The 19,814-nt window shown below is 65.1% G+C and carries 18 protein-coding genes and 1 tRNA gene; 11 read left to right on the forward strand and 8 right to left on the reverse strand.

The annotated features are described in order from the left end of the window. From AABE10_RS07660 to AABE10_RS07705, 10 genes are all read left to right on the forward strand, one after another. Window positions 1-1,683, forward strand: coding sequence for an efflux transporter outer membrane subunit (locus AABE10_RS07660; protein ID WP_342932671.1), 1,683 nt, complete (start codon window positions 1-3; stop codon window positions 1,681-1,683). After that, a complete protein-coding gene (locus AABE10_RS07665) occupies window positions 1,680-3,032 on the forward strand; it encodes a paraquat-inducible protein A (protein ID WP_342932672.1) in 1,353 nt (450 codons plus the stop codon). Before AABE10_RS07660 ends, AABE10_RS07665 begins: the two co-directional genes overlap by 4 nt. After that, window positions 3,029-4,627 (forward strand): intermembrane transport protein PqiB, encoded by a 1,599-nt coding sequence (locus AABE10_RS07670; protein WP_342932673.1) that lies wholly within the window; start codon window positions 3,029-3,031, stop codon window positions 4,625-4,627. Before AABE10_RS07665 ends, AABE10_RS07670 begins: the two co-directional genes overlap by 4 nt. Next, a complete protein-coding gene (locus tag AABE10_RS07675) occupies window positions 4,624-5,223 on the forward strand; it encodes a PqiC family protein (protein ID WP_342932674.1) in 600 nt (199 codons plus the stop codon). Before AABE10_RS07670 ends, AABE10_RS07675 begins: the two co-directional genes overlap by 4 nt. 229 nt (window positions 5,224-5,452) lie before the next feature. Beyond that, complete coding sequence (gene map, locus AABE10_RS07680) at window positions 5,453-6,238, forward strand: type I methionyl aminopeptidase (RefSeq protein WP_342932675.1); 786 nt, start codon at window positions 5,453-5,455, stop codon at window positions 6,236-6,238. A gap of 280 nt (window positions 6,239-6,518) precedes the next feature. Next, window positions 6,519-7,067, forward strand: coding sequence for a GNAT family N-acetyltransferase (locus tag AABE10_RS07685; protein ID WP_342932676.1), 549 nt, complete (start codon window positions 6,519-6,521; stop codon window positions 7,065-7,067). Window positions 7,068-7,286: 219 nt separating this feature from the next. Next, complete coding sequence (minC, locus tag AABE10_RS07690; RefSeq protein ID WP_342932677.1) at window positions 7,287-8,084, forward strand: septum site-determining protein MinC; 798 nt, start codon at window positions 7,287-7,289, stop codon at window positions 8,082-8,084. An 89-nt stretch (window positions 8,085-8,173) separates the two neighbouring features. Further along, the gene (minD, locus tag AABE10_RS07695) at window positions 8,174-8,989 is read left to right on the forward strand and encodes a septum site-determining protein MinD (protein ID WP_342932678.1); all 816 of its coding nucleotides are present in this window, start codon (window positions 8,174-8,176) and stop codon (window positions 8,987-8,989) included. Window positions 8,990-9,004: 15 nt separating this feature from the next. Then, complete coding sequence (gene minE, locus AABE10_RS07700; RefSeq protein WP_342932679.1) at window positions 9,005-9,259, forward strand: cell division topological specificity factor MinE; 255 nt, start codon at window positions 9,005-9,007, stop codon at window positions 9,257-9,259. 273 nt (window positions 9,260-9,532) lie between these two features. Then, complete coding sequence (locus AABE10_RS07705; protein WP_342932680.1) at window positions 9,533-9,835, forward strand: YXWGXW repeat-containing protein; 303 nt, start codon at window positions 9,533-9,535, stop codon at window positions 9,833-9,835. A gap of 321 nt (window positions 9,836-10,156) precedes the next feature. On the opposite strand, the gene AABE10_RS07710 is transcribed toward AABE10_RS07705, so the two are convergent. After that, complete coding sequence (locus AABE10_RS07710) at window positions 10,157-11,524, reverse strand: chloride channel protein (protein WP_342932681.1); 1,368 nt, start codon at window positions 11,522-11,524, stop codon at window positions 10,157-10,159. A gap of 346 nt (window positions 11,525-11,870) precedes the next feature. Here AABE10_RS07710 and waaC point away from each other — a divergent pair, with 346 nt between their 5' ends. Beyond that, a complete protein-coding gene (gene waaC / locus AABE10_RS07715) occupies window positions 11,871-12,878 on the forward strand; it encodes a lipopolysaccharide heptosyltransferase I (protein WP_342932682.1) in 1,008 nt (335 codons plus the stop codon). 789 nt (window positions 12,879-13,667) lie between these two features. Here the strand turns inward: waaC and AABE10_RS07720 are convergent. The 7 genes from AABE10_RS07720 to rph all read right to left on the reverse strand — a co-directional run bounded on the left by AABE10_RS07720 (window position 13,668) and on the right by rph (window position 19,415). Next, the gene (locus AABE10_RS07720; protein ID WP_342932683.1) at window positions 13,668-13,847 is read right to left on the reverse strand and encodes a hypothetical protein; all 180 of its coding nucleotides are present in this window, start codon (window positions 13,845-13,847) and stop codon (window positions 13,668-13,670) included. A 242-nt stretch (window positions 13,848-14,089) separates the two neighbouring features. Beyond that, complete coding sequence (locus AABE10_RS07725) at window positions 14,090-15,397, reverse strand: MFS transporter (RefSeq protein ID WP_342932684.1); 1,308 nt, start codon at window positions 15,395-15,397, stop codon at window positions 14,090-14,092. Between the two features lie 497 nt (window positions 15,398-15,894). After that, window positions 15,895-16,401: a TonB family protein gene (locus AABE10_RS07730; RefSeq protein WP_342932685.1), complete on the reverse strand. Its 507-nt coding sequence runs from the start codon at window positions 16,399-16,401 to the stop codon at window positions 15,895-15,897. Between the two features lie 278 nt (window positions 16,402-16,679). Next, window positions 16,680-16,769: transfer RNA gene (locus AABE10_RS07735), tRNA-Ser, on the reverse strand. 57 nt (window positions 16,770-16,826) lie between these two features. Beyond that, on the reverse strand, window positions 16,827-18,041 hold the full coding sequence (hemW, locus tag AABE10_RS07740) for a radical SAM family heme chaperone HemW (protein WP_342932686.1): 1,215 nt from the start codon (window positions 18,039-18,041) through the stop codon (window positions 16,827-16,829). After that, window positions 18,038-18,682: an RdgB/HAM1 family non-canonical purine NTP pyrophosphatase gene (gene rdgB, locus AABE10_RS07745; RefSeq protein ID WP_342932687.1), complete on the reverse strand. Its 645-nt coding sequence runs from the start codon at window positions 18,680-18,682 to the stop codon at window positions 18,038-18,040. Before rdgB ends, hemW begins: the two co-directional genes overlap by 4 nt. Further along, on the reverse strand, window positions 18,675-19,415 hold the full coding sequence (gene rph / locus AABE10_RS07750) for a ribonuclease PH (protein ID WP_342932688.1): 741 nt from the start codon (window positions 19,413-19,415) through the stop codon (window positions 18,675-18,677). Before rph ends, rdgB begins: the two co-directional genes overlap by 8 nt. Between the last annotated feature and the right edge of the window lie 399 nt (window positions 19,416-19,814).

Raw genomic sequence — 19,814 nt, forward strand, 5'->3', positions numbered from 1 at the left:
ATGCGCCGCGTTCTTCAGCCTGTGCTCCGCGTGCGCCGCGTGCGCCGCGCTTCGCCTACGCCCGTCGCCAGCGCGCTCGTGTGCGTGCTGTGCGCTTTCGCGCTGAGCGGCTGCCTGCTGGGACCGAACTACTCGCGCCCGCAGGTCGACGTGCCCGCAACGTATCGCTTCCCAGACAACTACGCGTCGGATGTGGCGAACACCGAATGGTGGAAGCAGTTCGACGATCCCGTGCTGAACGACCTGATCACGGCGGCGCTCGCGAACAACAACGACGTGAAGATCGCCGCTGCGCGCGTCGACCAGTTCCTCGGCCAGTTCGTTACGACGCGCGCGGCGCTGCTGCCGCAGGTCGGCGCAAGCTTCGACGCGGAGCGCCAGCGTCTGCCGACGGGCTCGCCGCTGCTCGCGAACGTGAACAACCCGGTGTTCAACACGTACACGGCGGCGCTGTCGGCGTCGTGGGAAATCGATCTGTTCGGCCACAACCGGCGGCTGACGGAATCCGCGCGCGCAAGCCTGCTTTCGAGCGAGGAAGCGAAGCGCGGCACGATCCTTACGCTGGTGTCATCGGTCGCGTCGTCGTATATCAACTTGCGCAGTCTCGACCGGCAACTGGAGATCGCGAAGGCGACCACCGAAAGCCGCGCCGATTCCGTGCATGTGTTCGAGCTGCGCTTCAAGGGCGGCGAAGTCTCGCAGATGGAGCTCGCGCAGAGCCAGTCCGAATATGAGGACTCGCGCTCGCGTATTCCGCAGATCGAGGCGCAGATCGCGCAGCAGGAGGACGCGCTTTCCGTGCTGCTCGGGCGCAATCCCGGCGACATTTTGCGCGGACGCGCGCTCGCCGAACTTGTGGCGCCCGCGGTGCCCGCAGGGCTGCCGTCGGATCTGCTCGAGCGGCGCCCCGACCTGCGCCAGGCCGAGCAGGACCTGATCGCGGCGAACGCGCAGATCGGCGCGGCCAAGGCGCTGTACTTCCCGCAGATTTCGCTGACCGGTCTGTTCGGCACGCAAAGCGGCCAGTTCTCGAAGCTCTTCACGGGCCCGACGCGCGTGTGGTCGTTCGCGGGCTCCATCACACAGCCGATCTTCACGGGCGGCGCGATCACGGGCCAGGTGAAGCAGGCCGAAGCTGTGCAGCAGCAGGCGCTGTATTCGTATCGCAAGGCGATCCAGGTTGCGTTCCAGGAAGTCGACGACGCGTTGATCGCGTCGCAGAAACTGCGCGAGCAGTTCGACGTGCAGGGACGCCAGGTCGATGCGCTCGCCAGTTACGCGCACTTTGCGCGGCTGCGCTACGAGGGCGGCTACACGAGCTATATCGAAGTGCTCGATGCCGAGCGCAGTCTCTTCAATGCGCAGTTGAGCCAGACGCAGACCCAGGCGGGCGTGCTGGTGTCGTATGTGAACCTGTACAAGGCGATGGGCGGCGGCTGGGTCGTCGATGCGGAAGGGCTTACCACGCAGGCAGCGCAAGCGGGGCAAGTGACACAGGTGACACAAGCGACACAGGCGTCGCAACCGACACAAGCGACGCAAGCGACACAAGCGACACAAGCGACACAAGCGACACAAGCGACACAAGCGACACAAGCGGCGCAGGTGACATCGGCACAAGCGGCACATACGAGCGACGACGCCGCCCGTCCCGCCGATTCATCGTCGCAGGACGCGAAATGAGCGACGCGACGTCTTCCGGCTATCTCGGGCATGTGGCGCGGACGATGCCTGTGATCGCGTGCCACGAATGCGATCTGCTTCAGCGCGAGAGCGACGTGCCGCACGAAGGCGTGCTGCGTTGCTGCCGTTGCAACGCGACGTTGTACCGGCGTCATGCGAACAGTCTCGATCGCACGCTCGCGTATGCGCTTGCGGCTTGCGCGCTGTGGATCATCTCGAACTCGTTCCCGATCGTCGGGCTGGCGGTGAACGGCGATCTCGTCGAAACGACGATGTTCGGCGCCGTGCGCGTTCTGTACCTGGACGGCATGTGGCCGCTGTCGGCGCTGATCTTCATCACGACGATGCTGATGCCCGCCTGCCAGGCGCTCGGTCTCGTGTGGCTCATGTTGCCGCTGCGGCTCGGCCGCACGCCGTATCGCGCGGACGTCGTGTTTCGCACGCTGCGCATCGCGCAGGAGTGGGGCATGACGGAAGTGCTGATCCTCGGCCTGCTCGTCGCGCTCGTGAAGCTCTCGCATATCGCGTCGGTGGTGACGGGTCCGGCGTTGTGGTCGTTCGGCGCGCTGATGCTGATGCTCGCGGCCGCGGCGTCTGCGTTCGACGCGCGCGATCTGTGGACGCGTCTGGAAGGGATGCCCGACGCCGGTCCCGCGTTCGACAGCGACACGCCGTTTCCCGCCGCGACGGCAGCGGCCTGCGGCCTGTGCGTGTGCCACGATTGCGGCCTCCTCACGCGCGCCGCGCCCACGCGGACCCGCGACGCGCGCGACTACGCGAACGTGCATGCGCCCGTGCGTCTGCACGCGCATCCCGGACATTGCCCGCGCTGCGGCGCGCATCTGCATCTGCGCAAGCCCGATAGTCTCGCGCGAACGTGGGCGTATCTGATCGCGGCGATGATCCTGTACATCCCGGCGAACGTGCTGCCCGTGATGGACACGAGCTCGCTGTTCGGCGCGCAGAAGGACACGATCATGAGCGGCGTCGTCTATCTGTGGACGTCGGGTTCGTGGCCGCTCGCCGTGCTGGTCTTCATCGCGAGCATCGCCGTGCCGATGCTGAAAATTCTCGCGATCAGCTTTCTGGCGCTGATGGCCAACTTCCGCTCGACGTGGCAGCCCGATCAGCGCGCGCGCATCTATCGCATCGTCGAGCTGGTCGGGCGCTGGTCGATGCTCGACATCTACGTGATCGCCGTGCTGACGGCGCTCGTGCAATTCAACGCGCTCGCGACCGTGCGCGCCGGTCCCGCCGCAATCGCTTTCGGCGCGGTCGTGGTGCTGACGATGTTCGCCGCCATGTCGTTCGACCCGCGGCTCATCTGGGACAAGAGGGAAACACAATGAGCAGGCCCCCCGATCTGCCTGACGCCGTCGCCGTGCCGCGCAAGCGTTGGCGTATCCAGTGGATCTGGCTCGTGCCCGTCGTCGCGGTGCTGATCGGCATCTGGCTTGCCGTCCAGGCCGTGCTGTCGCAAGGTCCGACCATCACGATCCAGTTCAAGACGGGTGAAGGGCTCGAAGCGGGCAAGACGAAGATCAAGTTCAAGGACGTCGATATCGGCGTCGTGAAGAAGGTCGCGCTTTCGCGGGACTACAAGAACGTGGTGGCTACGGCCGAACTGACGCGCGACGCGACCGACATGCTGGTCGACGACACGCGCTTCTGGGTCGAGCGTCCGCGCATCGCGGGCGGCAACGTGTCGGGCATCAGCACGCTGCTGTCGGGGGCGTTCATCGGCATGGACATCGGCCGTGCGAAGCAGGAGCGGCGCGACTACGTCGGGCTCGAAACGCCACCCGTGTTCGCGAGCGACGTGCCGGGCCGCGAGTTCGTGCTGCACGCGGAGAACGTCGCTTCGCTCGACGTCGGTTCGCCCGTCTATTTCCGGCGCCTGCGCGTCGGCCAGGTCACGTCGCTCGAACTCGACAAGGACGGCGGCGGCGTCACGTTGCATATCTTCGTCAACGCGCCCTACGACCGCTACGTGAAGGTCGATTCGCGCTTCTGGGAGGCAGGCGGCATCGACGTCGCGCTGGGCACGGAAGGCGTGAAGATCAACACGCAATCGCTGGTGTCGATCCTGATCGGCGGGCTTGCGTTCGACACGCCCGCGTCGTCGCTCGCGGGGCCCGAAGCACAGGTGCGCGCTTCGTTCACGCTGTTCCCGACACACGCCGATGCGCTCAAGATGCAAGACCGTATCGTCGATACTTATGTGCTCAACTTCAAGGAGTCGGTGCGCGGCCTGACGGTGGGCGCGCCCGTCGACTTCAGGGGCATCGTGATCGGCGAAGTGGCGGGCATCTACACGCGTTTTGACCCTGTGACGAAACAGATCAGCATTCCTGTCGAGATCAAGTTCTATCCCGAGCGCTTCACGTCGCGTTACTCGCAGCCGTCCGAAGGACGCGTCGTAACCGACCCGAAAGCGATAGCGGACTTCCTCGTGTCGCGCGGCTTCCGCGCGCAGCTCAAGACGGGAAGCCTGCTGACGGGGCAGCTGTACATCTCGTTCGATTTCTTCAAGCACGCGCCGCAGGCGAAGATCGACTGGAGCCGCACGCCTGCCGAGTTGCCGACCGAGCCGAGCGGACTGCAATCGCTGCAGGAGTCGCTCAACCGGATCGTCGCGCGCATCGACAAGCTGCCGCTCGAGCAGATCGGCAAGAACACGCAGCAGACGTTCGCCAATGCCAGCGCGCTGCTGCAAAGCCTCAACACGCAGGTCGTGCCGCAGGCAAAGAGCGCGCTGTCGGCTGCGCAAACCACGCTCAATACGGCAAACAGCGCGCTCGCGCCCGACTCGGCGTTGCAGCAGGACACGAGCGATGCGATCCGCGAGCTCGCACGCACGGCGGCATCGTTCCGCGCGCTGTCCGATTATCTGCAGCAGCATCCCGAAGCGCTGCTGCGCGGCAAACCGGGGGACGCAAAGTGAACCGATCGATGCTCTCGCGCGGCGGCGCGTGCCTCTGCGTCGCGGCAGCGGCGGTGGTGGCCGCGTGCGGTTCGCCGCGTTCGAACTTCTATACGTTGAGCCCGGACGCGACGCTCGACAGCACGGGCGCGCCGATGTCCGTGTCGGTGGTGGTCGGTCCCGTGACGGTGCCCGAACTCGTCGACCGGCCGCAGCTCGTCACGCGCGTGTCGGGCAACGAGGTGAAGCTCAACGAATTCGCGCGCTGGGGCGAGCCGCTCAAAAGCGGCGTCGCCGATGTGATCGCCGCCGATCTGTCGCGGCTGCTCGGCTCGCAGCGCGTGTCCGTGTCGTCGCAGACGGTGGCGGGCACGGAGGCGTGCCGCGTGCGCGTCGATATCGTGCGGTTCGACTCGATGCCGGGCGAGGCCGTCGCGGTCGATGCGCTGTGGACGGTGCGCCTGGCCGGCCAGACGGCGCTGCTGACGGGCCGCTCGACTGTGCGCGAACAGGTGCAGGGCACCGACGAGGCGGCGCTCGTGGCGGCGCACAGCCGGGCGCTGGCGTCGGTGAGCCGCGACATCGCCCAGGCGATCCGGCGTTCGCCGCCGGGTTGAACGCTCGCGTGACGGGCGTGGCCGGTGCATGCTTTGGCGTAGGGTTTGGCGCATAGTGCGGGCCGGCCTCGCGGACAGACTCTGTACAATGGACTGATCGACAACCGGACGCGGGGCCGCCATGCGGGCCGCGTCCAGCGCCGGCAACGCAAGACGGCGCGCCAGCACGCTCGCCTGATCGCACAGCCTGCGCGCGCCGCGCGCTGCGTGCCGCCAACGTTTTTCCGACATGGCCATCACCTACAAGACTTCCGAAGACCTCGCGCGTTTGCGCATCTCAGGCCGGCTCGCCGCCGACGTGCTCGCGATGATCGGCGAACACGTGAAGCCCGGCATCTCGACGGGCGAACTCGACGCCATCTGCCACGACTACATCGTCAACACGCAAAAGGCGATCGCCGCGAACGTCGGCTATATGGGCTTTCCGAAGACGGTCTGCACGTCGGTCAACTCCGTCGTGTGCCACGGCATTCCCGATCGCAGCGAGGTTCTCAAGGACGGCGACATCATCAACATCGACGTGGCCGTCATCAAGGACGGCTATTTCGGCGACACGAGCCGCATGTACACGGTCGGCGAGCCGGGCGCGGTCGCGAAGCAGCTGATCGACACGACCTATGAAGCGATGCTCGCGGGCATCCGCCAGGTGAAGCCTGGCGCGACGCTCGGCGACGTCGGCAATGCGATCCAGAAAGTCGCGCAGCGCGAGGGTTTCTCGATCGTGCGCGATTACTGCGGACACGGCATCGGCAAGGTGTATCACGAGGATCCGCAGGTGCTGCACTACGGCCAGCCGGGGCAGGGCGTGCGCCTGAAGCCGGGCATGGTATTCACGATCGAGCCGATGGTGAACGCGGGCCGCGCGGGCACGACGGTGATGCGCGACGGCTGGACGGTCGTCACCAAGGATCGCTCGCTGTCCGCGCAGTGGGAGCACATGGTCGCCGTCACCGACGACGGCTACGAACTGCTCACGCCGTGGCCCGACGGCACCGGGCGCTACGAGGCGCCCTGACGCGCGCGCATTGCGCTGTGCCGGCTGGCTCGCGTTTCACATCTGGCGTCTCGCGTCGTTGCGCGCGAAAAGCCCCGAGCGGGCGGCAGGCGCGCATTGCGCTCGACGCAATGCACAAAATCGGGCGCGCAGGCACGCCGTCTTGTTGTCGGCTGTCAACCCATGCGCGCCCGCCCGCACCGCGCCGAATTAAAGATTTGACTCGCGCGCCCGTTCGGTTGAAGCTACGCCCTAGCGCTTTACCCGGACGACATAAGGGATTTCAAGGGATTTCGACCGCATGAGTCCTTCACTGACTGTTCGCCGCATCGCAGCCGATCAGGGTGCTGTCTTCCGTGAGCTTCGTACCGCATCGCTGCGCGAAGCGCCTTACGCATTCGACGAGACACTGGAAGAAGCGATGCTGGCCGATGCGTCCACGTTCGAACAGACGGCCGCGCGGCATGCTGCTTCGACCACGTCGACCTCGTTCATCCTCTACACGGAAGGCCATCCGGCCGGCCTGATCGGTGCCTGCTTCGAAGACGCTGCGCCGCACCGCGCGTTCGTGAGCGAACTGTGGGTGGCGCCCGCCGTGCGGCATCTGCGCGGCGGCGAGCTGCTCGTCAACACGGCGAGCGACTGGCTCGCGGCGGGCGGCGCGACAGAGATCTACGCATGGATCGCCGACGAAAACCGCAACGCGATGCGCTTCTACGAGCGGCTGGGCTTCGGCCCGACGGGCGAGCGCGAACGCATTCCGCGCGCGCCGGATCAGTTTCAGACATTGCTCGTGCGGCACGTGCCGCACCATGCCGCATCGACTGGCGTTACCGACGCGCCTGGCTAGCCGATTCGCGCTCGACGGCTTCGTGGGGCGCCTGTCCAGCGCGCTCCCGCCAGCTTCATCCCCATCTTCCGCCGCTCGTTCTTCACGCTTTTTGCCGATCTGTCTCGCGCCGATCCAGCGCGCACGCGGCATTTGGCTGTCGCGTGAAGACTTATTGGCAAAAAAGCTCACCGTTCGCCTGGACGCCTGTAAAATACGCAAAATTTTTTGCCGAACGCTATGTCGCCCAGGAAATCGCCATTTTTTGAACTGCGCAGTGGCGCGGTCGACACGCTGCTGTTTGTCGTCAAGACGACCAACCTCGATGAGATGCGTGCCGAACTGACCCGGCGCTTCGAGGCGACGCCCGAATTCTTCGCGAACGATACCGTTGCGATCGACGTGCGCCGTCTCGCCGAGAATGAACGCGTGCCGCTTGCCGACATCGCAAAGCTGCTCGACAGCGTGCGCATGCGGCCGATCGGCGTCGTCGCCGACAGCGCGCAACACGCGTGGGCGAACGAAGCGGGGCTGCCGCTGCTCGACGCGCGCGATCCGCGCGCAAGCAAAGGCGCCGGCGACGCGGCGGGCAATGAAGCGGGCAAGAGCGCGGCGGAAAAAAGCGCGGCGCCCGCAGCCGAAAGCCCTGCTCGCGAGCCGGAGCAGGCGCCGTCGGCCGCTGCCGAACCCGTGCGCATCTCGTCGCAGACGATGGTCGTCGACAAGCCGCTGCGCTCCGGCCAGCGCATCTACGCGAAGGGCGATCTCGTCGTGCTCGGCATGGTGAGCAACGGCGCCGAAGTGATCGCGGAAGGCAATATCCATATTTACGCGCCGTTGCGCGGCCGCGCGCTCGCGGGCGTGCACGGCAATCACGATGCACGCATTTTCTGCACGTGTCTCGAACCGGAACTGATCTCGATCGCGGGCATTTACCGGACGACCGAAAACCCGCTGCCCGCCGACGTGTACGGCAAGCCGGTGCAGATCTGGCTCGAGGACGAAAAACTGATGATTGAACCGCTGCGGCTCACCTGATGCGTGGGCCGCGCATGCAGTGCGTGTGTCGCGCGATGGAACTACCGCCGGACTCAATAGACGAATTGACGAACACAAGGTAAAGGGTAATGGCAAAAATCATTGTGGTGACTTCGGGCAAGGGTGGCGTAGGCAAGACGACGACCAGCGCGAGCTTCGCCTCGGGTCTCGCGCTGCGCGGCTCGAAAACGGCGGTGATCGATTTCGACGTCGGCCTGCGCAATCTCGATCTCATCATGGGCTGCGAGCGCCGGGTGGTGTACGACCTGATCAACGTGATCCAGGGCGAAGCGAATCTGAATCAGGCGCTGATCAAGGACAAGAAGTGCGAGAACCTCTACATCCTGCCCGCGTCGCAAACGCGCGATAAGGATGCGCTGACGATGGAAGGCGTCGAGAAGGTCATCAACGACCTGATCAAGATGGACTTCGAATACATCGTCTGCGATTCGCCGGCGGGTATCGAATCGGGCGCGCTGCTCGCGATGCACTTCGCCGACGAAGCGCTGATCGTGACGAACCCGGAAGTGTCGTCGGTGCGCGACTCGGATCGCATTCTCGGCATCCTGTCGTCGAAGACGAAGCGCGCGATCGAAGGCAAGGATCCGATCAAGGAGCATCTGCTGATCACGCGCTACAACCCGAAGCGCGTCAGCGAAGGCGAGATGCTGTCGCTCAGCGACATCCAGGAAATCCTGCGCATCGATCTGATCGGCGTGATTCCGGAATCGGAAGCCGTGCTCCATGCGTCGAACCAGGGCCTGCCCGCCGTTCACATGGATGGCACGGATGTCGCGGAATCCTATAAGGACGTCGTGTCGCGTTTCCTCGGCGAGCAGAAATCGCTTCGCTTTGTCGATTACCAGAAGCCGGGCCTGCTGCAGCGCCTCTTCGGCACCAAGTAAAGGGGGGCGCACCTGATGTCGATTCTTTCGTTTTTGCTGGGCGAGAAGAAGAAATCCGCGTCGGTAGCGAAGGAACGCCTGCAGCTGATCATCGCGCATGAGCGCGTCGGTGGCCGCGCGCCTGCCGATTATCTGCCCGCGTTGCAACGTGAACTCGTCGCCGTGATTTCGAAGTACGTGAAGATCTCGGACGACGATATCCGCGTCAATCTCGAACGTCACGACGATCTCGAAGTGCTCGAGGTCAAGATCGAGATTCCACAGGTCTGATCGGTCTGTAGCTTCGGCTTCGTCTATCGCGTGATGCGCGCCATCGTTGTACGGTGGCGCGCATTTTCGTGTCTGCGGTGCGTGCGTTGCCATTGCGCGTCGACATCGTCCGTTTCCATCGCGCGCCTTTCTTCTGCGCCTCTTCCCGCGCTTCTCCGAAATAAACCGTTGCACTTGAGGGCATGCCGTAACACGGCTTCTGTCAGCCCCTTCGTCACCTCGCGCATTGAACGGACAACGCCATCATCCGGCGCTGACACATGAGGTGAAAACATGAACCGATCGATTCGTTTGCTCGCCGCTTCTGCTGTGCTCGTGGTGTCCGGCTTGTCCGCCGTCGCGTCCGCGTCGGCTGCCGAAGTGGTTGTCGTGGCGCCGCCCGTCGAGCGCTTCGAAGCCGTCCCCGCGCCGCGCGCGGGCTACGTGTGGGACAAGGGTCACTGGCGTTGGGACCACGGCCGTTACGCGTGGGTGCCGGGTCACTGGCAGGTCCAGCGCGTCGGGTACCACTGGATGCCCGGCCACTGGGTCGCGCATGGTCCGAACTGGCGCTGGGTCGAGGGCCATTGGGTCTGATCGGCGGAGTGAACATCCAACGGATGTCGATGCCGTGCGTTTTCATCGTGCGCGGCGCGTCGATGTCCGTTGCCTGAACGCGCCCGAGAGCGCGCTTACGCAACCATCAAGGGAGTCGTCACATGAGAAAAAGGACCTTGCTCGCGATCGCCGTGCTGGCGGTCACGTTGGCCGGTTGCGTCGTCGTACCGGCACGCCCTGTCTACTATCACCCGATGGGTGTCGTCGTGTATTGACGTTGTGGGAGGTCGGGCGCGCGTTCCTCATGGAACAAGCGCCCGATTTTTTCGCGAGCCTGTTGCTGTTGCAGGCGCTTGCTCACTACTCGCGCTCATCTTGCGGCTCCGACTCGGAACGCTCCACTGGCAGTTCAGGCGAAGCGGCGGGCGCGGGCAGCGGCGCCATGTAGCGCAACGAAAGCGCTTCGTACAACGGCGGCGCGAACAGCCTCGCGACGCGGCTCGAAATCAGCGCAGTCGCCATCAGCGAAATCACGAGCGCATGCCCGTTGATCATCTCCATCACGATCACGAACGACGTGATCGGCGACTGCGTTACAGCCGCGAGATAGCCGACCATCCCGAGCGCGATCAGCATCGGCAGCGGCATGTCGGCGAACAGCATGTTCAGCACGTTGCCGAAGCCCGCGCCGATCGACAGCGACGGGGCAAAAATGCCGCCCGGAATGCCCGGCAGATACGAGCCGACCACCGACACCAGCTTCAGCACCGGATAGAACACCGACAGGTGCTCGCTGCCGTACAGCAATCCGCGCGCTTCCGCGTAGCCGCTGCCGAAAGTGGCGCCGCCCGAGATCAGTCCGACGAGCGCAATCACGACGCCGCACAGCGCGGCGAACGCGACCGGCCGCTCGGCGTGCAACTGGCGCAGTGGCGCGGGAATCCAGCGCGCGGTGTTGAGCAGCAGCCAGGCGAATACGCCGCCTGCAATGCCCGTGACGATGCCCGTGATGACGACGGCCACCGCGAACAGATCGGGGAAGTGCGCGCCGATATCGATCGTGCCGAAGTATGTGTAGTTGCCGTTCAGGCCGAGCGCAACGATACCCGCGATGATGATCGCCGTGATCAGCACGCCGCTCGCGCGCGCCTCGAAGCTGCGCGTCAGTTCCTCGATGGCGAAGACGATTCCGGCGAGCGGTGTATTGAACGCCGCCGACAGACCCGCCGCCGCGCCCGCCAGCACGAGCTGCCGTTCGATCTGCGCGTTGGAGCGCGGGTAGAGCCGGCGCAGGTTGAACATCAGCGCCGCGCCGACCTGCACGGTCGGCCCTTCGCGTCCAATCGTGAAGCCGCCGAGAATCGCGAGAAACGAAACGGCGATCTTGCCGAGCAGAATGGGGAACGTCAGCAGCCGCGCGCCGGATGTGCTCGGGTTCGTATGCAGCGTCGCGATGACCTGCGGAATGCCGCTGCCCTCGGCGCCGCGAAAGAAGCGCCGCGTGAGCCACACGGACGCGGCCCCGACGGCGGGCGTCAACACCAGCGGCAGCCACCAGTGCTGCTTTTGCAGACCGAGGAAAGCGTTGTAGCCCAGATCGATCAGCCGCGCGTAAAAGACGGCCGTCAGGCCGACGGCGATCGCGCCCAGCCAGAAGATGCCGTACTGGCGCCATAGACGCCGTAGGCGTCTGCCGATGCTCGAGGACAGCATGGGTGTCCGTGACATGGGAGTCGGGCGAAGGGCAAAGCGGAAATTATAGCGGCGCGAGCAGCGCTGGCGCCGCGAAGGGGCGCGCTACTGACGCGAGATGACGAGAGGGCGGACAAGAGGGCGGACGAAAGACAGGCGCGAGACGGACGTGCGATGGCCTCGATGCGGATGCAAAAAACCGCGACTGCCGCGAGCCGGCGCGATGCCTCGCGGGCGCCGGGCGGCTGTCGTCTGTCAGGGCCCGTATCTCCGGTATTGCAGAGTGGCTCCAGCAAGACTTCCGACTGCGCAGTTTTCCGGCAAATCTTTTGATCTGGGCTAAAATTGTCGATTGCGACCGCGCAGGCTCAATGGGCAATCAATGAAGCGAATTCTCATCGTCAAAGTCACCTCCATGGGTGACGTGATACAGGCGCAACCCATCGTGTCGGATCTCAAGCGCGCGTTTCCGGGCGTCAAGGTGGATTGGGCCGTCGACGAGTCCTTTGCGGAAATCGCCGGCTGGAATCCGGGCATCGACCGCGTCCTCTGCGCGCCGCTGCGCCGCTTCAAGAAGGCGCGCCGCTGGGGCGACTTCAAGGCCATCGCGCAGTCCATCGGCGAATTGCGCGCGCACCGCTACGACTACGCCCTCGATATTCACGGCGTCTACAAGAGCGCGATCATCTCGTTCCTGTCGCGTTCGCGGCGACGGCTCGGCTACCGGTCGAAAGACCTCGGCGAGCGCGGCGCTGCGTTCGCGTACACCGGCCGCTTCGCGCCGCCGCGCGACAGAAACGCCTGGAACGCCATGCGCGAGACGGTCAGCACGGCACTCGGCTACCCGCTCGAAGGTCCCGCCGACTACAACCTGCACATTCCCGCGCCCGCAAAGCCGCTCGTCGACACGGGCGGCCGGCCGCTCGCGATGCTGTTCCACGCTGCGTCGAAGGACGACAAAAAGTGGCCGGCCGACCACTGGATCGCGATCGCGCGCGATCTCGTGCGGCGCGGCTTTTATGTCGCGGTGCCGTGGGGATCGGCTGCCGAGCGCAATGAAGGCCTCGCGATCGTCAACGAGGTGGAAGGCGCGGAACTGCTGCCGCAACTGAGCGTCACCGAAATCGCACAGGTGATCGCGGCGTCGGAGTTCGTGATCGGCGTCGATACCGGTTTTGTCCATCTCGCGCACGCGCTCCAGAAGCGCACGGTGATGATCTTCATCGCGACGTCGCGTGAAATCTTCGGCAACAACGTGCCGTTCCGGTCGGTATCGATTGGGGATGGCAATTCGGTGCCGCCCATCGCCGAGGCGCTTGCAGCCATCGATCACGTGCACGCGGACCCGCTGGCGTTGGACGGACACGGAAAGTCGGTAGCAGCGGCCTGAGGCGTCTGTTCGCGTGGATCAGGCCGGCCCGCCAAAAAAGAAAAGAGGCGCACGCGCAGTTCGCCCAATTTCGGACGCCGTCGCGTAACGCCTCTGAAAAGCCCGCGCCAGAAGCGCGGACCGAGAGGAAACCTGCAGAACAAACCGATACAACATCCGTAAAGACCACGCGGGTACGGACAAGTTCAACCGTTTAATTGATTTTTTTCGGCGGCCTTCGGGGCCGGTTTATGCCGGTCTCGCGACCGTTCGTCCGCTGCTGCCTTCCGTTTGCTTCGCGTTCATCGCGCTCGCGACCCTTTTCGCTCATTACACGGCTGTTAAAACTGTCGCTTTTCATTTGGCGTCAGCGCTGCCTTCGGACCGGTGCGTTCAGGGCATTGGCGCAGCCGTCGCATCGATCGAGCATTGGCGTGCCTGCCGAGCCTTTGCGGGCGGCCTTGATGCGGATTGGGTCAGGTCTCGACGCGCAGATTGCCGGCGGGACTGCGGCACGGCGCGCCGCGCGATGTTTTCTCCCGTGTAACACAACCTCAGTGGACGCTTACAAATTGCAACGCTCGTCCCTGACGGGTTCGTGTTCAATCGAGGTCATTCGGGGTTCGCTCGAATAACGACACTGACTCAAAGGGAGAAAAAACGTGAAACGCTTGATGTTGGCTCTGGTGACGGGCGCGCTGCTGGCTGCATCGCTCAGTGGCTGTATCGTGGTGCCGGACGGCGGCGGCTATCACCACCATCACGACTACTACTACCGCTGACCGGGTAACGGACGCTGATGGCCGTCGCTCAGGCCACCAGCATTTCGAAGGCGACGACGGCGGCGATGGCCGCCGCGTTCGCCGCAACCGCTTCGACGACAATGCCTTTCCACGTCGCCGGCCTGAAGCGCACCGCGAGCAGCAGCGAGCCTAGCAGCGCCAGCGCGATGATCACGACGATGTCCGCGTTGTGAAGATGAATGTCCATCGATGCCTCCCTCGAACCGCTTGTTGTCGATTCGAGTATAGGCGTGCCAAAAACGGCGGCGAAAACGGGGGTTTCCCTGTCCGCATTTGCCCGGAGTCGAATCTTCCGCGCCGGTTTCCGTATCGAGTGGCGGCTTTCGGCTTAGAGATGGTTCGAGGCTGCAGGCAGAACGGGAACGGCCCCGGCGCAAATCGCTTGCGCCGGGGCCGTTGCGTCGTCGGGATAGACGGCGGCGCGAAGGGTTACATCAACCTTGCATCGCGCGTCTCGCGCATGCACAGCACGCCGAGCAGACTCAGCACGGCGGCAGCCGACACATACAGGCCGACCCACGACAGGCCGCCCTTTGCGGCGAGCATCTGCGCGATGTACGGCGCCACCGACGCACCCAGAATCCCGCCGAGGTTGTAGGCAACGCCCGCGCCCGTGTAGCGGACGTTGGTCGGGAACAGTTCGGGCAGCAGCGCGCCCATTGGCGCGAACGTCACGCCCATCAGGAACAGCTCGATGACGAGGAACAGCTGCACGAGCGGCATCGAGCCGCTGCCGAGCAACGGCGCCATCGCGAAGCCCGACAGGATCGCGGCGATGCAGCCGACGATCAACACCGGCTTGCGGCCGAAGCGATCGCTTGCCCATGCGGAGAGCGGTGTCGCGAGCGCCATGAACACGACGGCGACGCACAGCATGCCGAGGAAGCTCTGACGCGAGAAGTGCAGCGTCGACACGCCATACGACAGCGAGAACACCGTGGAGATATAGAACAGCGTGTAGCAGACGACCATCGCGAACGCGCCGAGCAGCACGGGCCACAGATGACGGCCCAGCAGCGTCGCGACCGGGACGCGCACGCGCTCCTGGCGTTCGATCGCGGCCTGGAACGCGGGCGTCTCGGCGATCTTCAGCCGCACGTACAGGCCCAGCGCGACCAGCACCGCGCTGACGATAAACGGCACGCGCCAGCCCCAGCTGCGAAACTGCTCGTCGGACAGCGACAGCGCGAGACCGAAGAACAGGCCGTTCGACGCGAGAAAGCCGATCGACGGCCCGAGTTGCGGGAACATGCCGAACCAGCCGCGCTTGCCCGCGGGCGCGTTCTCGGTGGCGAGCAGCGCCGCGCCGCCCCATTCACCGCCGAGGCCGATGCCCTGGCCGAAGCGCAGGACGCACAGCAGGACGGGCGCGAGGCTGCCGATCGAATCGTAGCCGGGCACGAAGCCGATCAGCGTCGTCGACAGACCCATCACGAGCAGCGAGGCGACGAGCGTCGATTTGCGGCCGATGCGGTCGCCGAAGTGCCCGAACAGAAACGAGCCGATGGGCCGCGCGATGAACGCGATGCCGAACGTGACGAACGCCGACAGCGCCTGCGCGGTCGCCGAGCCGTGCGGGAAGAACACCGGGCCGATGACGAGCGCGGCGGCCGTCGCGTACACGTAGAAGTCGTAGAACTCGATCGCGGTGCCGATGAAGCTCGCGAAGATCACGCGCGAAGCGCTGTTCTGGCGGCCCGCGCCGGACTGCGCGCGGGAGAGGGGCGAGGTGGACATGCAGGGTCTCCAAATGTCGTGACGCTGCCGCGGGGGCGGGCGGTGCGTCTTTGTGTGTCTGATGTGAGCGTAGCGGCTAGCGCGCAAATCGTGTAAACGGCGATGCAAGCGGCGGCACGGCCTGCGAGCGAAGCCTGGCTCAAACGGCGATGCAGATGGTGCAAGCGCGATGCAAGCCCGATTCAGGCGGCGGACTCGTGACGCGAGACGTTGCAACTGCAACGATTCGACAGCTTGCATCGCGCTGACGGCTTCGAGCGTTGCGAAGAACGCGTGGCTTCGAAGCGACGCACGATGCAAACGGGACGGACGCGCGCGCGGGTGGCGCGGCAACGTGACGGTCGGGCTGCGCGAGGCGAGCGGGTAGGCTCGCGGCACGCAGCGATTGCCGGCGAATCCGGCGGGCGTTTAAAAAATTATAGCGACGGCGGGCGGCGCGCAGCAAGGCGCGTGTTCGGAGCGCGGCCTGTTGAGGCCGATCTTGGCGCGCTTTTCTGTTAGTCGATGGTCTGCGCCTGCGGCGATGCGAACGTGCGCAACTGGAATTTGCCGTTGTCGTTGAAGAGCCAGTCTTCGAACATCTCGACCTGGCCTTTCGTATTCAGCAGTTTTGCGGGCGGCAGCGGCAACGGCGCCGAGCGTCGCAACGTGGCGAGCGCGGTGCTCTCCGCTTCATCGTCGCCGTTCGTGCGATACACCGACGATGCCACGATCTGTCCATTGCGATCGACGACGAACGACACGACGACGAGCGAGCGCAGCATCGCCTGCGGATTGCCTCGCAGCACATATGACGGATTGCGCTCGACGATACGTTGCGCGACGGCCGAGCGGTACTGATCGAGCGTCGCGCTGTTGATCGCGGCGGGCGGCACGACGGCCGTCGGTCGTTGAGGCGGCGTGATCGTGAAATTGCACGCTGCCGTGCCGAACAGCGCAAGAGCGAGTGCCGCCGCTCGCCTGACTACTGGATGGATGCGGCTGTGAAGCGAGAGGGTGGGCATCGCAATAACTCGCACGCGAGATGTCTCTTCATCGTAGGCGATGCATGTTGCGATTCAATGAGCGTTGCTACGGATGTGCGTGGTAGCGCGCAATGGGATGTCGGTGGGAGGATGGCGGTGCTCGTCGCATTCGCTGATGGGTTGAGCGGGGTGCGTTGTTCGATCGCATGAGGCGCGTCGCACCTGGCTTCGAACAGGGAGATTCGCGCGTCGGCACACGAAGAGGTGCAACAACCGGGATAAGAGGCAGGGCGCTCGAAGTGTTGCGTGAGGCGAAGTGGCGGAGGGTGTGGGATTCGAACCCACGAAGGCCGTAAAGCCTTGCCGGTTTTCAAGACCGGTGCATTCAACCGCTCTGCCAACCCTCCGAGCCCGAAATTGTAACCTGAAACGCTTCGCTCACGGGCAACAAACGATGGAGCCGATCAAGGCTCCTTCAGAAAGAGCGCCTGTAGATCGTTGAGGAATGCCTGCCCGAGCGGTGTCGGCGCGATCTTCTCATGGTTGCGCGAGATCAGGCCGCGACGCTCCGCTTCCTGCAACGCTGGCTCGATCGACGTCATCGGAAGACCCGTGCGCTCGATGAACCGATGCACGGGAAAGCCCTCCACCAGCCGCAGCGCGTTCAACATGAACTCGAACGGCAGATCGCGCGCGCCGACTTCATGCTCTTCCTGCACGGCGTTGCCCGAACGCGCTTCTTCGATGAACGTCGCGGGATGCTTGAAGCGCATCTGCCGCAGGATACGGTTCGGAAACGACAGCTTCGTATGCGCGCCCGCGCCGATGCCGAGATAGTCGCCGAAGCGCCAGTAGTTCAGGTTGTGCCTGCTCTGCCGATGCGGCTTCGCATACGCCGACACTTCGTACCGCTCATAACCCGCTTCGCGCGTGCGCTCGTGGATCCAGTCCTGCATGTCGGCGGACGCGTCATCGTCGGGGAGCGGCGGCGGGAACTTCGCGAACAGCGTATTCGGCTCCAGCGTCAGGTGATACAGCGACAGATGCGGCGGCGCGAACGACAGTGCCGTCTCGATGTCCGCCCGGCATTCGACCAGCGTCTGCTTCGGCAGCGCGAACATCAGATCGAGATTGAAATTGTCGAACGTCTTCGCCGCTACCTCGACGGCATGGCGGGCCTGCGCGGCATCGTGAATGCGGCCGAGCGCCTTCAGATGCGTTTCGCTGAAGCTCTGGATGCCGACCGACAGCCGGTTCACGCCGCTCACGCGGAACTGCGCGAACTTATCGGCTTCGAACGTGCCGGGATTCGCTTCGAGCGTGATCTCGGCGTCCGCATCGAGCGGCAGCAGCGCGCGCACGTCGGACAGCAGCCGGTCGAGTCCTTTCGCCGACATCAGACTCGGCGTCCCGCCGCCGATGAACACCGTATGCACCTGCCGGCCCCACACGAGCGGCAGCGCCTGTTCGAGATCGCTGCGCAGCGCATCGAGGTACTCGTCCTCGGGGAACGCGCCGCCCTTCGACTCGTGCGAGTTGAAATCGCAGTACGGGCACTTGCGCACGCACCACGGGAAATGCACGTAGAGCGCGAGCGGCGGCAGCGACGTCAGGCGGATGCTGCCGGGCGACGTGAACGCCTTGATCACGCCGGCTCCCGTCGTCGATGCGTGGCTCACGCTTCCTCCTTCAACCGCGCGAACAGCTGCTGCAACGCGATCGCGCGATGGCTGCTCGCGTTCTTCACTGCGGGATCGAGTTCGGCCGCCGTCGCGTTCAGCGCGGGCAGATAGAAGTATGGGTCGTAGCCGAAGCCGTTCGCGCCGCGCGGCGCGTCGAGCATCTCGCCGTGCCAGCGGCCTTCGGCGATCAGCGGCTCGGGGTCGTCCGCGTGGCGCACGAGCGCGAGCACGCAGAAGTAGTACGCGCGGCGGTCGTCCACGTCCTTCAGCTGCTCGACGAGGCGCGCGTTGTTGGCCGCATCGCTCTTCTCGCCGCCCGCGAGCTGCGCGTAACGCGCCGAATAGACGCCCGGCGCGCCGCGCAGCGCGCGCACGCACAAGCCGGAATCGTCGGCGATCGCGGGCAGGCCCGTCAGCTTCGATGCATGGCGTGCCTTCGCGAGCGCGTTTTCGACGAAGGTCGGATGCGGCTCTTCCGCTTCCGGCACGTTCAGCGCGCCTTGCGGAATCAGCTCGACGCCCGCCTTGCCGAAGAGCGCCGCGAACTCGCGCAGCTTGCCGGCGTTGTTCGACGCGAGGACGATCTTGTGCAGCGCCGGCTGCATCGAAAGCGCCGCGCTTTCGCGACGGTCATTCATCCTTTATCTCCAGCGCGGCCTTCTGCTTCGCGATCAGCGTCGCGATGCCGTTTTGCGCGAGATCGAGCAGCGCGTTCATTTCGCCGCGCGAGAACGGCACGCCTTCCGCGGTGCCCTGAATCTCGACGAAGCCGCCGTCGCCCGTCATCACGACGTTCATGTCGGTATCGCACTGCGAGTCCTCGTCGTAGTCGAGATCGAGCACGGGCACGCCGTCGAACACGCCGACGGACACGGCGGCGACATAGTCGGTGATCGGCGACGTTTCGATGCGGCCCGTCGCAAGCAGCTTCGCGACGGCATCGTGCGCGGCGACGAAGGCGCCCGTGATGCTCGCCGTGCGCGTGCCGCCGTCGGCCTGGATCACGTCGCAATCGATGTTCAGCGTGCGCGTGCCCAGCCGTTCGAGATCGAACACGGAGCGCAGCGCGCGGCCGATCAGGCGCTGGATTTCCTGCGTGCGTCCCGTCTGCTTGCCACGCGCGGCTTCGCGGTCGCTGCGCGTGTGCGTCGCGCGCGGCAGCATGCCGTATTCGGCCGTGAGCCATCCCTGGCCGCGGTCGCGCAGGAACGCGGGCACAGTCTCGGCGATGCTTGCCGTGCAGATCACCTTGGTGTCGCCGAATTCGACGAGCACGGAGCCTTCCGCGTGCTTCGTATAGTGGCGCGTGATGCGCACGTCGCGCAGCTGATCTGCGGCGCGGCCGCTCGGGCGTTTCGTGATGTCGTTCATCGTCGGAATCAAAGGCAAGAAAGGGCGGAAGGAAACTGCAATTTTACCGCCGATCGGTCCGGCGACGCCCGTACGCAACTGTTTTCCGGCCAGCTCGCGGATGGCCACGCGGCCAGATGCATCGGCGCATGCACGGCGAGCGAGAGCGCCAAACGATGTCGATGCATGCGTCGTCGCGCTATCCGATTTTTGCTCGCGCCGCAGCGCATGCAAAATGCGTAATGGCCGGGTTCAGCCGCGGGCGCCGCACGGCGGCTCTCCGCGCCCGGCCGGCCCGGCAAAAATGGGATAATGCGCGTTCCCCGCCTCGCGTCTCGTACACGCCGGGCGACTCGAATCCCTGGTCGTGCGATGTGATCGCACATTCGCATTCGCGCGACCGCAATCGCGAGACCTATC

Source organism: Paraburkholderia diazotrophica (assembly GCF_038900755.1).
GTDB classification, from domain to species: domain Bacteria; phylum Pseudomonadota; class Gammaproteobacteria; order Burkholderiales; family Burkholderiaceae; genus Paraburkholderia; species Paraburkholderia diazotrophica_A.

Bases quoted from the DNA above. Each gene is read 5' to 3' on its own strand.
- AABE10_RS07660 (WP_342932671.1), top strand. From the start codon at position 1: ATGCGCCGCGTTCTTCAGCCTGTGCTCCGCGTGCGCCGCGTGCGCCGC.
- AABE10_RS07665 (WP_342932672.1), top strand. From the start codon at position 1,680: ATGAGCGACGCGACGTCTTCCGGCTATCTCGGGCATGTGGCGCGGACG.
- AABE10_RS07670 (WP_342932673.1), top strand. From the start codon at position 3,029: ATGAGCAGGCCCCCCGATCTGCCTGACGCCGTCGCCGTGCCGCGCAAG.
- map (WP_342932675.1), top strand. From the start codon at position 5,453: ATGGCCATCACCTACAAGACTTCCGAAGACCTCGCGCGTTTGCGCATC.
- AABE10_RS07685 (WP_342932676.1), top strand. From the start codon at position 6,519: ATGAGTCCTTCACTGACTGTTCGCCGCATCGCAGCCGATCAGGGTGCT.
- minC (WP_342932677.1), top strand. From the start codon at position 7,287: ATGTCGCCCAGGAAATCGCCATTTTTTGAACTGCGCAGTGGCGCGGTC.
- minD (WP_342932678.1), top strand. From the start codon at position 8,174: ATGGCAAAAATCATTGTGGTGACTTCGGGCAAGGGTGGCGTAGGCAAG.
- minE (WP_342932679.1), top strand. From the start codon at position 9,005: ATGTCGATTCTTTCGTTTTTGCTGGGCGAGAAGAAGAAATCCGCGTCG.
- AABE10_RS07705 (WP_342932680.1), top strand. From the start codon at position 9,533: ATGAACCGATCGATTCGTTTGCTCGCCGCTTCTGCTGTGCTCGTGGTG.
- AABE10_RS07710 (WP_342932681.1), bottom strand. From the start codon at position 11,524: ATGTCACGGACACCCATGCTGTCCTCGAGCATCGGCAGACGCCTACGG.
- waaC (WP_342932682.1), top strand. From the start codon at position 11,871: ATGAAGCGAATTCTCATCGTCAAAGTCACCTCCATGGGTGACGTGATA.
- AABE10_RS07720 (WP_342932683.1), bottom strand. From the start codon at position 13,847: ATGGACATTCATCTTCACAACGCGGACATCGTCGTGATCATCGCGCTG.
- AABE10_RS07725 (WP_342932684.1), bottom strand. From the start codon at position 15,397: ATGTCCACCTCGCCCCTCTCCCGCGCGCAGTCCGGCGCGGGCCGCCAG.
- AABE10_RS07730 (WP_342932685.1), bottom strand. From the start codon at position 16,401: ATGCCCACCCTCTCGCTTCACAGCCGCATCCATCCAGTAGTCAGGCGA.
- rdgB (WP_342932687.1), bottom strand. From the start codon at position 18,682: ATGAATGACCGTCGCGAAAGCGCGGCGCTTTCGATGCAGCCGGCGCTG.
- rph (WP_342932688.1), bottom strand. From the start codon at position 19,415: ATGAACGACATCACGAAACGCCCGAGCGGCCGCGCCGCAGATCAGCTG.